At 52.6% G+C, this 12868-nt stretch carries 16 protein-coding genes; 7 read left to right on the forward strand and 9 right to left on the reverse strand.

Annotated features, from left to right (window positions below):
* Positions 1 to 88 precede the first annotated feature (88 nt).
* Positions 89 to 499: a PRC-barrel domain-containing protein gene (locus CIK78_RS14775; RefSeq protein ID WP_096281513.1), complete on the forward strand. Its 411-nt coding sequence runs from the start codon at positions 89 to 91 to the stop codon at positions 497 to 499.
* 212 nt (positions 500 to 711) lie between these two features.
* Here the strand turns inward: CIK78_RS14775 and CIK78_RS14780 are convergent, their stop codons facing one another.
* The gene (locus CIK78_RS14780; RefSeq protein WP_096281515.1) at positions 712 to 1134 is read right to left on the reverse strand and encodes an OsmC family protein; all 423 of its coding nucleotides are present in this window, start codon (positions 1132 to 1134) and stop codon (positions 712 to 714) included.
* Positions 1135 to 1338: 204 nt separating this feature from the next.
* Between CIK78_RS14780 and CIK78_RS14785 the strand changes: the two genes are divergently transcribed.
* A complete protein-coding gene (locus CIK78_RS14785) occupies positions 1339 to 2244 on the forward strand; it encodes a DMT family transporter (protein WP_096281517.1) in 906 nt (301 codons plus the stop codon).
* Here CIK78_RS14785 and CIK78_RS14790 read toward each other — a convergent pair.
* The 3 genes from CIK78_RS14790 to CIK78_RS14800 form a co-directional block, all read right to left on the reverse strand.
* A complete protein-coding gene (locus CIK78_RS14790; RefSeq protein WP_096281519.1) occupies positions 2198 to 3046 on the reverse strand; it encodes an MOSC N-terminal beta barrel domain-containing protein in 849 nt (282 codons plus the stop codon). The two genes, CIK78_RS14785 and CIK78_RS14790, sit on opposite strands and share 47 nt — an antisense overlap.
* Positions 3047 to 3105: 59 nt before the next feature.
* The gene (gntR, locus tag CIK78_RS14795) at positions 3106 to 4101 is read right to left on the reverse strand and encodes a gluconate operon transcriptional repressor GntR (protein ID WP_096281521.1); all 996 of its coding nucleotides are present in this window, start codon (positions 4099 to 4101) and stop codon (positions 3106 to 3108) included.
* A 77-nt stretch (positions 4102 to 4178) separates the two neighbouring features.
* Positions 4179 to 4709, reverse strand: a complete 531-nt coding sequence (locus CIK78_RS14800) for a gluconokinase (RefSeq protein ID WP_096281523.1) — start codon at positions 4707 to 4709, stop codon at positions 4179 to 4181.
* Between the two features lie 258 nt (positions 4710 to 4967).
* Between CIK78_RS14800 and CIK78_RS14805 the strand changes: the two genes are divergently transcribed.
* The 3 genes from CIK78_RS14805 to yghU all read left to right on the forward strand — a co-directional run bounded on the left by CIK78_RS14805 (position 4968) and on the right by yghU (position 7005).
* Positions 4968 to 5417, forward strand: a complete 450-nt coding sequence (locus CIK78_RS14805; RefSeq protein WP_096281525.1) for a MarR family transcriptional regulator — start codon at positions 4968 to 4970, stop codon at positions 5415 to 5417.
* A 115-nt stretch (positions 5418 to 5532) separates the two neighbouring features.
* A complete protein-coding gene (locus CIK78_RS14810; RefSeq protein WP_096281527.1) occupies positions 5533 to 5967 on the forward strand; it encodes an organic hydroperoxide resistance protein in 435 nt (144 codons plus the stop codon).
* Between the two features lie 165 nt (positions 5968 to 6132).
* The gene (gene yghU, locus CIK78_RS14815) at positions 6133 to 7005 is read left to right on the forward strand and encodes a glutathione-dependent disulfide-bond oxidoreductase (RefSeq protein ID WP_096281529.1); all 873 of its coding nucleotides are present in this window, start codon (positions 6133 to 6135) and stop codon (positions 7003 to 7005) included.
* 102 nt (positions 7006 to 7107) lie between these two features.
* Here yghU and CIK78_RS14820 read toward each other — a convergent pair whose 3' ends face one another.
* The 5 genes from CIK78_RS14820 to CIK78_RS14840 form a co-directional block, all read right to left on the reverse strand.
* On the reverse strand, positions 7108 to 7425 hold the full coding sequence (locus CIK78_RS14820) for a DUF6693 family protein (protein WP_096281531.1): 318 nt from the start codon (positions 7423 to 7425) through the stop codon (positions 7108 to 7110).
* An 80-nt stretch (positions 7426 to 7505) separates the two neighbouring features.
* The gene (locus tag CIK78_RS14825) at positions 7506 to 7826 is read right to left on the reverse strand and encodes a hypothetical protein (protein WP_096281533.1); all 321 of its coding nucleotides are present in this window, start codon (positions 7824 to 7826) and stop codon (positions 7506 to 7508) included.
* 53 nt (positions 7827 to 7879) lie between these two features.
* The gene (locus CIK78_RS14830) at positions 7880 to 8869 is read right to left on the reverse strand and encodes a lipid A deacylase LpxR family protein (RefSeq protein WP_096281535.1); all 990 of its coding nucleotides are present in this window, start codon (positions 8867 to 8869) and stop codon (positions 7880 to 7882) included.
* Positions 8870 to 9089: 220 nt separating this feature from the next.
* Entirely contained in the window at positions 9090 to 9629 is a 540-nt protein-coding gene (locus CIK78_RS14835) for a YaeQ family protein (protein WP_096281537.1), read from the reverse strand.
* 67 nt (positions 9630 to 9696) lie between these two features.
* Positions 9697 to 10398, reverse strand: coding sequence for a glutathione S-transferase family protein (locus tag CIK78_RS14840; protein WP_096281539.1), 702 nt, complete (start codon positions 10396 to 10398; stop codon positions 9697 to 9699).
* 282 nt (positions 10399 to 10680) lie between these two features.
* On the opposite strand from CIK78_RS14840, the gene CIK78_RS14845 reads away from it, so the two are divergent.
* Both CIK78_RS14845 and CIK78_RS14850 read left to right on the forward strand, forming a co-directional pair.
* Positions 10681 to 12060, forward strand: a complete 1380-nt coding sequence (locus CIK78_RS14845) for a GntP family permease (RefSeq protein WP_096281541.1) — start codon at positions 10681 to 10683, stop codon at positions 12058 to 12060.
* 9 nt (positions 12061 to 12069) lie between these two features.
* Entirely contained in the window at positions 12070 to 12840 is a 771-nt protein-coding gene (locus CIK78_RS14850; RefSeq protein WP_096281543.1) for an SDR family oxidoreductase, read from the forward strand.
* Positions 12841 to 12868 lie beyond the last annotated feature (28 nt).

Here is a 12868-nt window from a genome sequence, read left to right on the forward strand (position 1 = left end):
GCTCGGAAGGTTATCAGCCGTTATTAGTTCCCTAGGACTGCAACGCGGAGCCGTTCAGTCCCGATAATAACGCAAGGAGCAAGCAAACATGAAAATGATTAAACCCGCTATTCTAGGTACTCTCGTCGCTCCGGCCTTCATTCTTGCCGCAGGTATGGCAAGCGCTGAAGAAACGACCGAAACAATGGAAGCGACCTACCTCACTACTACGCCAGAAAACACTTTCCATGCGGATGCTTTGACCGGCAATCAGGTTCAAAGCACGGTAGAGGATGATCAAGATATTGGTACCATTACCGATCTCGTGATCAATGAAGATGGCCAAGTCACCGCGGTGGTTGTCGGTGTCGGTGGCTTTCTAGGTATGGGTGAAAAAAGCGTTGCTATCGAGTGGGATTCGCTTGAACTCACCAAAGAAGAAGATGGCGAAGGCTACGTCATTAGCGTTAATGCATCTGAAGATGCTCTCAAAGACGCTGAAGAGTATACGCGTGACTAATGAATTGGCACTAATAGCCAATATAAAAGCCTTGGCAACCGCCAAGGCTTTTATATTTTACCGCGCTTTACTTAAAAGGCATTAGTGCTATTTAAAAAAGACTCGACTCATATACCTTTTATTAGAGACTTAAGCGGCATGACGTCTTGATTAAGAAATGGGCCTAATACTTAAAAGCCCATAGAAAAAAGACGCCATAACATAGATCAACATTAGCCTTTTAATTTAGCAGTCATGCTAATGTCGGCATTAAGGACTTTAGAAACCGGGCAATTGGCTTTAGCGGTTTCCGCTGCTTCCTGGAAAGCTGCATCGTCTGCGCCACTGATGGCGGCGACAACGTCTAAGTGAATCTTAGAAATATCGAATCCGGCATCGCTTTGGGAAAGAGTCACTTTCGCACTGGTTTCGATAGAATCGGCGGTATAACCCTTCTCACCCAGAATCATTGAAAGCGCCATCGAAAAGCAGCTGGCATGCGCTGCGCCGATCAGCTCTTCAGGATTCGTGCCTTTTTCATCTTCAAAGCGCTGCTTAAAGGAGTACTTGGCATCTAATACGCCACTTTCGGTTGAAACGGTGCCTTTACCATCTTTCAATCCACCTTCCCAACGTGCGCTAGCTTTGCGATCCATGAACAACTCCTTGTACGTGCTAATAGGCAGAAAAATATGTCGCTCTGAGCCCAAGCGGCAGATGCCACCTAGGCTACCTAAACAGCGTAGCTGATTTTTACATGCTCTGCCCAGCAAGCGCCTCCAATAACTTCCATCAGCCTCTGTTCAGTCGTAAGCTAGCTAGCCATCTAACTACATCATTTTGAATACTAAGGGCATCCCATGTCATCCGCTGATGCGCTGCGTCTGCTACTGCTTTCCTCGCTCTGGGGTCTGTCCTTCATCTTCATGCGCGTAGCCGCCCCCGAGTTCGGGCCGGTCCCACTGGTGCTGATACGTATGGGAATAGGCGCGCTGCTATTAATGCCGCTGCTTATCAGCCTGCACTATCTACGCCTAATTTGGCAGCATAAAGGCCCGCTATTACTGCTGGGAATCGTCAATCACGTACTGCCTTTTTCACTGCTGGCACTCGCTACCACTCGCCTTGAAGCAGGTTTCACGTCACTGATTAACGCTACTACGCCTATTTTCACTGCATTGATAGGCGTGTGCTTCTTCGCCACCGCTATACAGCGCCAACAGTACTGGGGCCTCGCCCTGGCGCTGCTGGGGGTTTATGTGCTCTCAGCAAATCGACTCGACTTTGCGCTAGGTGGCGACGGCTGGTTTATTGTGGCGGCACTCGGGGCTACGTTTTGCTATGGCATTGCGAGCAACTACTCTAAAACGCGCCTAGGCCACCTTCCTACCCGCGTTCTGGCCGCGGGCAGCTGCGCGATGTCGGCGCTGGTGCTATTGATCCCCGGCATTTGGTTATGGCCAAGCTCCCCCATCAGCCTTCTGGCTTGGGGCAACGCTATTTCGCTCGCCACACTTAGCACCACGCTGGCATTCCTGCTGTATTTTGGCTTACTCGCCAATGCCGGGGCTACAGCAACCTCGACGGTCACTTTCTTAGTGCCGGTGAGCGCACTGGTATGGGGCTATCTATTGCTGGACGAAACACTAAGCCTTCAGATTATCGCCGGTATGGTAATTACGCTGATAGGTACGGCCATTGCTACCAACCTGCTGCGCCTTAAATCTCGCGGACCACTGCCGCCAACGCATCCCCCACGCGAATAACGCTGCCCGCACCGACAAGCAGGGTGGCATTTTGGCCGAAGTGCGCGCCTTTCAAGGTAGGCTGAGTATTAAGCACAACCAGCGTTTTCAGCGGTTCTGCAGGCGCAGGCACCGCCGCCGACTGCTGATCAATCGTGATAATTTTGCACCGTTTGCAGGCCTTACGCAGCGTTAGTTGAAAGTTACCGCTCTGCGCTGAAAGCGTCACCCAGTGATCTTCAGCCCATGCCTGGTCGCACTTAATAACGATATTAGGTCGAAAACGATTCATCGGCACCGGCGATTGCCCGCCATCGACCAGGGCTTGATTCAGGGCATTTAAGGAGCCGGTAGTGGTAATCAAAAAGGGATAGCCATCGGCGAAATAAGTATGGGCCGACCCGCCGTCGAGAAAATCTTCTTCAACCGCACGGCTAAACTCCGTGGCAAAGCGTACCAAGCTCAGCCCTTGAGCCTGTTCGCCCAGGGCAGCTTCTAACCATCGCGTTACTTCCTCGCTTTCAGGCCGCGCTTTGCAGTGATCATTCCACACATTAACAAGGCGCAGGTTTCCCTCCGGCTCAGCTAATGGCAGGCGCAGCGGGTCAACGGCGGGGTGTGAAAGCACAAGGTGCTCGTCGGTCAATTCAACGCCGATTGTGGCCAGCGCAGGCAACTGACGCTGCGTCACAAAACGTTGCTGGGCATCAACCAGCATCCAGCGGCGGTCCCAGGCTAGCCCGTGCTCCTGCAACACACTTTGGCTCAAGCTGATGCCTTGTAATGACTTAACGGGGTAGATATTGAGCTGAGCAATTTCCACGGGTGGCCTCATAGCAAGGGAAAAATGCTACTTTAGCCAGTCCCACAGCCGCCGTCACGCTATAGCGTCATGCCTGCTTCGATTCGATAACCTAAGTCGATCACGCTCTGCGTTAACGGCTCACCCCGTATACGGGCTAAAAGCTCGCGCGCCGCTGCTTCGCCGATGGCCTGACGCGGCGTAACCACGCTAGCAAGCCTAGGTGCCATCACTTGCCCTACGTCATGGCCGTGAAACCCCGCCAAGGCCATGCGCCCAGGCACGTCAATCTCACATCGCTGGCACTCAAAATAAGCGCCCACAGCAACGTCATCATTGGTGCAGAACACGCCATCGGCGTCTGGATAGTCAGCTAGCACCTGCTTTAGCAGTGCCGCCCCCACGCTATAAGAGGAACGCTGTGTGCTTTTCAGCGCAATCGGCGTTAGCTCGTGCTCTTCCATAGCAAGGCGATAGCCCTGCTCGCGCTGTCGAGTACGCTCATCTAGCCGTACGCCCAGGTAAATCACCTGACGTCGACCCCGCTGAATCATGGCACTGACCATGTCATAAGCGGCTTGAACGTTGTTATAGCCCACCGCCTGCTGCAGCGCGGGCCGGTAAGTATCCATAATTTCAACTACCGGTATACCGGCGGTTTCCAGCATACGCAGGCTGCGCGGGGTGTGATCGCGGTCAGAAAGAATCACCCCGTCGACGTTATAAGAGAGCAGCGAGGCCAAGCTACGTTCTTCAAGCTCAGGGCTATAGCCATAATGAGCAAGCATCAGATGATAGCCCGCGGGTTCCGTCAGCGATTCGATGCCGACAATCACATCGGCGAAGACCTGGTTGGTCAATGACGGCACCAGCACACCGATAGAGTGGCTGGTCGCTCGGGAGAGTAAATCCGGGGCTCGATTAGGTATGTAGCCGACCTGTTCAGCCACTGAGAAGATGCGCGCGCGTAGTGCTTCAGAAACCGTTTCAGGATCGCGCAGGCAGCGGCTTACCGTCATTTTGGTAGCCCCTACATGGTTGGCAATATCCTGCAGAGTGGGGCGTTTTTTCTTCAAAGTGTTGCGGCCTTATGAAGCGAGGGAGCGTTGGGGTCTACCCTAACCAACAATGAGCCCCCATGCCTATCCCCTCTTTAGCCGAAGGTTTGGCTAAGCGGCGGCGCTAGCGTTGCGGTAAATTGGCCAACAATCGTTGAGGGAGGAAGCGCTATGGAGGCCGTCCTTGCCTCATCGCTGCCCGGTGGCTCTAGGTCCGCTAGCTGGCTTGCCAGCATGCTATCGCCCTTAAAGAAATGCCCCGCCCGGGTTTCCAACCGCTCTCGCAGCAGCTCGCGCGTGCCTTCCAGGTATAAAATGCGCAGTTCAGAATCGCCGTTTCTTAAGCGATCTCTGTAGCGGCGTTTAAGCCCCGAACAAGCAATCACTACTGTCTCGTTTTGCGCTTTATAATTGGCAAATAGCGCTGCCAGCGTGTCCAACCAGCCATGGCGATCATTATCATTAAGCGGCGTTCCGCTCGCCATTTTGGCCACGTTCTCTGGCGAGTGGTAATCATCACCATCAATAAAGGTGGCGCCTAGCGCCTGTGCCAGATTTTCGCCAATCAACGATTTTCCACACCCGGATGCGCCCATAACTAAGATACGATAAGACGAGGGAATCATTGGGCTAGCTCTCCAAATGTGAAGCCTACGGTGCAAAAGGTTGAAACGACAGTGTACATGACGCTCAAAATGCAGTGGGGTAAGAAATCGATATAAACAAGGGCTTTGCAATTGTTACCGGTAACAATCAAAAGAAAAGGCTAACGGTGCGCTCATTGCTTGTCAAAACAAAACTGTTAACCTGCGACCAACGTCTAGATCTAGCCACTGGCGCTCCATCAAGCTACATTAGCCTACGTCTTTCGTTTCGGAGCACCCATGTCTGTGCAACCATCTTGCAGCGCGTTAGAACTGGATCACCAGCTTTGCTTTGCGCTCTACTCAACCTCGTTGATGATGACGAAGGTTTATAAACCGCTGCTTAAAGAGCTGGGGCTTACCTACCCGCAATACCTTGCCATGCTGGTACTGTGGCAAAACGATGGCATGACCGTTGGCACCATGAGTAAGCGCCTACTAACCGACCCCGGTTCGTTGACGCCGTTACTTAAGCGACTTGAAGCCGATCAACTGCTTAATCGTAAGCGCAGCCATCAAGACGAGCGCGTGGTAGAGCTATACCTTACCGAAAAAGGCAAAGCGCTGCGTGAGCAGGCCTGCCACATTCCTAGCTGCGTCGTGCACGCGAGCGAGCAGTCAATAGAAACGCTGACTGAGCTGAAAGAGGACCTGGTGCGGCTACGCGACAGCCTGCAAAAAAACCAGTGACCCGATGGCCACGGCAAAAGGGTAGTTTTTATTTATCATTTATCTTGTGCGCAAAATAAAGCTGCGCTAGATTAAGGCGGTTAACATAACTAATAACGCTGACAGGAGATTCAATATGACGACCACTACTATCGAAAAAGTTGCTTACCGCGCCCAGGCTACCGCTACTGGTGGCCGTGAAGGCCAAGCTAAATCATCGGATGGCGCGCTAGAGGTTAAACTCAGTACGCCTAAAGAGCTGGGCGGCGCTGGCGGTGAAGGCACCAATCCCGAGCAGCTGTTCGCGGCTGGCTACTCAGCCTGTTTTCTAGGTGCGCTTAAGCATGTAGCGAGTCAAGAAAAAGTAACGCTTCCCGAAGACACTCAAATTGAAGGCAACGTAGGCATCGGCGCAATTCCTACCGGTTTTGGCATCGAAGTTGAGCTAAAAATCAGCCTGCCCGGCCTTGAGCAAGACGTCGCGCAGCAGCTAGTTGATAAAGCCCATATCGTGTGCCCCTACTCCAATGCCACCCGTGGCAATATTAACGTCACCTTGACGCTGGTATAACCGAGCTATTAGCTTAATCTGCTAGCGCCCACACCACCGCTTTCTGCGCATGCAAAGCGGTGGTGTCCTAAGAGCCACCCCCTAAAAGCGTTAGCATCGCCGCGCAAAGGATAGGTTTACCTCTGTGCCCAGCAGTTACCGATATCGGTTAATAGCGAGGAAACGATGAGCGATAACACCTATACGCCTCCCAACGTTTGGAAATGGGAACCTGGCAACGGCGGTAAATTTGCCAATATCAACCGCCCCATAGCAGGCCCTACCCACGATAAAGCGCTGCCCGTGGGCAAGCATTCCCTTCAGCTTTACTCCCTAGCTACACCTAACGGTGTAAAAGTTACCGTGATGCTCGAAGAGCTGCTGGAGCAGGGAATTAAAGACGCAGAGTACGACGCCCATCTGATTCAAATTGGCGAAGGCGATCAGTTCAGCAGCGGTTTTGTTGAGGTAAATCCCAACTCCAAAATCCCGGCACTGATGGATCACAGCACGCAGCCGCCACAGCGGGTGTTTGAATCCGGCGCCATCCTGCTCTATCTGGCAGAGAAATTTAATGCCTTCTTGCCGACTAACCCAATGAAGCGCACAGAATGCCTCTCTTGGCTGTTCTGGCAAATGGGCAGTGCACCAATGTTAGGCGGCGGCTTCGGGCATTTTTACGCCTACGCGCCAGAAAAATATCAGTACCCGATTGATCGCTACACGATGGAAGTGAAGCGCCAGCTTGATGTACTTGATCGCCATTTAGCAGAAAACCGCTTTATGGCCGGGGATGAGTACACCATTGCCGATATGACGATTCACCCTTGGTACGGCGCACTGGTCAAAAACCGTGTTTACGAAGCGGCTGAGTTCTTGGAAGCACACACTTACAAGAATCTATTGCGCTGGACCGAGGAAATTGATGAACGCCCCGCCGTCAAGCGTGGGCGCATGGTGAACCGCACCTGGGGTGAGCCTAGCGAGCAGCTGCATGAGCGCCATGACACCAGCGATTTCACGCTTAAAACGCAAGACAAGTTGACTGGCGATAAGTAAGCTGACGGCATACAGCACGGGCGCCTTTAACATCACTAAAGGTGCCCGTGCCTGACACATATCGCTTGGCTGTTTTACGCTAAGCGCTCTTGAATGCGTGAGTTATTGAGTGCGCGAATTATTAAGTGCATAGTTCCATACTCGATAAAAGTAAAAAATATACCCAAGCCCGAACGTTAATAGTGAAATGATCACCCACAGGATAATGTGGCCAATATTGCTGAAGAGGCTGATATCACACACCATTTTCCGCTCCACGCCTGTCGCTGTGTCGATAACGGAAGTGCGGTTAATAACAAATCTTGCAAACGAGTATGGAAAGAAAAATAACGCTATACCGAAGGTAATCACACTCAGTATTAGCCAAAGAACCAGATGGCCAATGATGTCGATAATGGAGAGATCCGCTTTAATGTTCACGCTGCATCCTTAAAGAATAAGAGCGGCGCAGAATATCATCACAAAATGCAAACATGCAGTTAAATCAGCAAAGCTGCAGCCTACGCCAGATTCTCCCACCACTTGGCATAAGAACTATTATGCGGGGCGAATCCCGTTTCATCGGGCGCATCATCCTCCCACCATACTGAGCCCCGCTCACCCAATGCTTCTTTAGCGGCTTGCACCGCCTCGCGGGCACGGCCTAATCCCGCTTCATCGTCCTGTTGCTGGGTGGTTCTCACCGCACGTCGAGCTTTCATCAAGGCTTTAATGTGTTCGCGCTTTTCGTCTTCACTTAAACGCGGATCAGTACAGCGCCATAGTCGATTCTTAGCGATAAAGTAGCGCCCATCAGGCGTGTGAGGATATTTATTGGCCATGCACCCCTCTTTCTATCGAAAGACACTTAACAATATTTCACGCATTAAGCTGCTTAGAAACGCTTCGATAGCGCAATAGAACCAAACTTATCCTGCTCTTCCTGGCCGTCGAATTCACGCGAGCGCTGCACAACCGCGTAGGTGACCTGCCAATCTTCCCAGGCAAGCGCCAGCCCTGCCGAGACATCGCCCACCCACTCTTTACGATCAACCGAGTGGCTGTCTTTGAAAGTATTGCCATCAAGCGTTAGGTTTTGCGCCATGTAGTAGCCGTCTACGCTCGCAAACAGATACCACTGCAAGCCTTGCCTTCCCGTCATATAGTAGCTGCTACCGGGGCTAGGCGTCAGTGTAGGAATGCCAGCAGCCTCATCGCCCCAACGCACGCTGTAGCCCGCGCCAGCGTAGGTATACAGGTTACCTAGTGCGGCACTGACACTCGGCCCATGGGCAAACTCTTTACCGATAAACGGCGTGCTGTTCCACCACTGGCGACGCATAGCAGCATTGACGATTGGCTCATCGCCAATTTGATTATCCCAGCCGTTAGGACGGTCGCTGCCGGTGATACGGTGTACTTCACGCTGAATACTATCGGCAAGTGACGACGGCCCTGCCAACCCAATATCTAGATGCAGGTCAGTCGACTGAACCCAGCTACCCATGGGCACATCTTCGTAAAGCGATACGCCACCATAAACAAGCCCAGCATACGGCCGATCATCTTCGATCAGTCCCGACTGCATAATATCGTTGGGCGTATAAATCTGATGCACCAAACGATAAGCAGCCATGTCTGCACTGCCGATAATGCTATCGGGTAACGCGGTGGCTAGACGCTGGGTCCAGCTTTGTGCCTCAGGCTCAAACATCCAATTAAGCTCAAAACCGCTAGTGAAGTGACCATCGTCACCGCTAGCGATGGCGTCATTTTCATGCTTAATCGTGAACACACTGTTGTCGGCGTGTGCTAGTGCTGGCAGCAGGCTAATGGCTGCTACTAGCGGGAGCAGCTGCCATCGTAAAGAGGGGTATCCGCGCATTGCTCGTTCCTTGAGAGAGGCCTTGAGACAGTTTTTTGAGGCAGCTTTTTGCGATCGCCAACAAACATTGTTGATTGTATGTAGTTGTGCAAAAAGATAGCAAGCTATAGTTTTTCTTTTCCTTATGTGGAAAAGACTAAGCAGTTGAAACAATAGGGATGACCAATGGGTCATCCCTTTTCATATTTATAGCTTAGGCGAATAAACCCAACAATAAAGATTAACGCTCGCGCAGCAGCCATTGAGGGGTGATTTCATGCTGGCCGTTCTCATCGGTAATAAACAGCGATTCTTCGCTGATCATAATGGCCCAGTTGATAGCCCTTGGCAGATCTTTAGCAATCACCGCTAGCGCCTCTTGCGGAAGCCTCGCCACATGCACATTTTTCAACGAGGATACGCTAGGCAGTACTTTGCTTTCCCATAAGTCGACCCGGCCGTATGCAAGCAGCGAAACCCGCTCTGCCCGGCGCGAGCACCAGGTAAGACGCTCGGCATCGGGCAGCCCGACTTCAATCCAGTGCAGCAAACGACCATCCAGGCTTTTCTCCCATAGCGCGGGTTCGTCCACATCGGAAAGCCCGCGGCCAAAAGCTAGCGTCTCGCTGTACCACAGGACATAGGCAAGCAGGCGCGCGGTCATGCGCTCTTCAGTTTCCGAGGGGTGACGCGCCACGGTAAAGCGCAGCGTCTCGTACACGCTGCGATCCAGATCGGTCAGATTAATATCAACTTTATAGGGCGTTGCACTAAGGGCCATGGATGTTTCCAAACGAAAATTTGCGCCAGTGTACCTGATGCATGACGCATCGAGTGAACTGGGCGAGTTAAGGCTGTCGGTAATCCGCTATTAGCGCGCCATTCTTCAGCGTTTCAGTCTCGTGCATAGGCTCACGCCACTGCTCTTCAAGCGCAGACTGATACCACGCCCGCATGGCAGGCAGCGCAAGTAAATGCTCGACATAAGCCTTAGCGTCTTCACTAACCGGCAGATTAAACGTCTGAACGCGAAACGCCACCGGGGCATAAAAAGCATCCACCGCGGTGAAGTTTGCGCCCGCCAAATAAGGCCCGCCAAAGCGCTCAAGCCCCTGCTGCCAAAGCGTATCCAAGCGAGCAACATCGGCTTTAAGGTTGTCCGACAATCCCTTTAGCTCAACGCGCACGCCGCAATTCATTGAACAATCGTCACGCAGGGCACCAAAACCGCTGTGCATTTCAGCGGCAGCAGAGCGCGCCCAGGCACGTGCGAGCTTATCCGATGGCCACACCGCTTTATGGTGCTCGGCTAAGTACTCAATAATAGCGAGCGAATCCCATATCGCCAGCTCGCCACTGGCCGTCATATCGACTAAGCAAGGCACTAAGCCTGAGGGTGAAAAACGCAGGAAGGTGTCACGACTTTCACCCAAGCCACCTTCAAACGGCATGAGATGTTCATTAAACGGAATGTCTAGAACCTTCATCAATACCCATGGGCGCAGCGACCAGGACGAGTAATTCTTATTGGCGATATAAAGATCAAACATGCACACCTCAGTTTATATAGAGACTGAACGACAATTGATGCCATAAACACGCACAAACCTAGTAAAAATAAACCTAGCAAACACAAATCTAGTAAAAACAGCCGTATCGGCGCACATCCTATGTCTATCTGTTTAGCAGAATTGCTGTCGCCGGACTAGTGATTATCTCAACGCCGTTGCCCGTCCATTTAAACCAAGGTCGTGTATCCAGCCAGCATTCAAGCTGTAAAATGTTACCGATAACATCGACAGTCATTAGCCTTACTTTTTCGGAGCGCTCGCATGAATGGATGGACTCAGACGATGTCCGCAGGACCACTGCTAAGCATTGCCGCAGTGGCTGTCTTATCCCTTTTGGTGTTAATCATCAGGTTTAAAATGCACGCCTTCTTGGCGTTGATGCTGGTGAGCCTGCTCACCGCACTAGCTACCCAAATACCTATTGACGCCATTGTGCCCACGCTGGTGAATAGTTTCGGTGGCACGCTAGGGGCCGTTGCGCTGCTTGTCGGCCTGGGTGCGATGCTTGGCAAGCTTGTCGAGCATTCGGGGGGCGCGAAGGCGCTTTCTGACAAAATGATTGAGGTCTTTGGCGAAAAGCGCGCGCCGTTTGCACTGGGTATCGCCTCGCTGCTAATGGGTTTTCCCATTTTCTTTGACGCTGGCTTAATCGTCATGCTGCCGATTATCTTTGCGGTATCGCGCCGTTTAGGCGGCCCGATACTGCTTTACGCCATGCCTGCGGCCGCGGCATTCTCGGTTATGCATGTTTTCTTGCCCCCTCATCCAGGCCCGGTGAGCGCGTCGGAACTGTACAATGCCAACCTAGGCCTCCTTCTGCTAACCGGCGTGATAATTGCCTTCCCACTCTGGTGGATCTCAGGCTACATGTGGGGAAAAGTTGTCGCGAAACGCCATCCGTTCCCGCTGAGTAAGGGACTGTTTGGCGACATTAGCGACGACGAAGTGACCAATCCGCCTTCCGTTGGTGTGGTGATCAGCATGCTGATGCTGCCACTTGTACTGATCTTTATGAACACCGGCCTTAACTCGCTGCGCTCCATCGGCGCGGTTGACAGCGACCAACTGTGGTTTCAGCTGCTTTCAGCGCTCGGCAATACGCCTATCGCACTGCTCATTTCAACGTTAGTAGCCATGTTAGTGCTGGGCCGTCGCCAAGGAATGGAAGGCAATGCGTTAGAAAAAGTGCTCGATTCCTCGCTCGGGCCGATTTGCTCGGTGGTGCTGATTACCGGCGCTGGCGGCATGTTCGGTGGCGTGCTGCGCGCATCGGGCATTGGCGATGCGCTATCCAGCTCGTTAAGCGATATTGGCCTGCCTATCATCCTGGCGGCCTATGTAATTGCAGTGATTATGCGTCTCGCCCAAGGGTCGGCAACGGTCGCACTGGTAACGGCGGCGGGGCTAATGGCGCCCGCCGTGATTGGCGGTGATTTCACCTCAATGCAAGTAGTGGCGATTACGTTAGCCACGGCCGCAGGCTCCGTGTTTGCAGGCCACGTGAATGATTCAGGCTTCTGGCTAGTGGGTCGGCTGCTCGGTATGGATGTCAAAACAACGCTGAAAACGTGGACCGTCCAGCAGGCCCTTGAGTCAGTGGTCGGCTTTATCTTCGCGTATATCATTTTCATGATGTTTTAGGTGACCACTATGAAGCAGGCACTTTTCGATATTAGCGACCGCTTAGCGCTGGTCACCGGCTCTTCTAGAGGGCTTGGCAATGCTCTCGCAAGAGGATTGGCACACCAGGGCGCGCGGGTCATCCTACACGGGCGTGATCTAGACAAAGTGAAGGCAGAAGCAGATAAAGTGGCGCAAGACACAGGAGCCACCGTTGAAGCGATCAGTTTCGATGTCACCGATGCTAATGCTACCAAGCAGGCGCTTGAAACACTGATTGATAACTACGGAACGCCGGATATTCTGATCAATAATGCCGGGCTTCAGCGCCGCGCACCGTTCAATGAGTTTGACACTGCTGATTGGGATGCTCTTATCGCGACCAATCTGTCGAGTTTATTTTATGTTTCCCGCGCCTTAACGCCTGCTATGAGCGAACGCGGCTCCGGCAAAATCATTAACATCGGCTCCGTGCAGTCTAAACTTGCCAGAGAAACCATCGCGCCTTACTCCGCCACAAAAGGCGGCGTTGCGCTACTGACACAGGGCATGGCCGCGGATTTGGCCCGTTTCAATATCCAGGTCAACTGTATTTCTCCCGGCTATTTCAAGACCGAAATGAATACCGCTTTGTGGCAAGACCCAGCCTTTAACCAATGGGTCGAAAAGCGTACGCCAGCCCAGCGCTGGGGGCATTTCGACGAGCTGGTGGGCACGCTTATCTATCTCTGCTCGGGCGCCTCAAGTTTCGTTTCGGGGCAAAATATTTTCGTCGATGGCGGGATGACCTCGGTCGTATAACTGCCCAGACCTTCCCTTTAGGAAGCAG

Source organism: Halomonas sp. JB37 (assembly GCF_002332255.1).
Classification (GTDB): Bacteria; Pseudomonadota; Gammaproteobacteria; order Pseudomonadales; family Halomonadaceae; genus Vreelandella; species Vreelandella casei.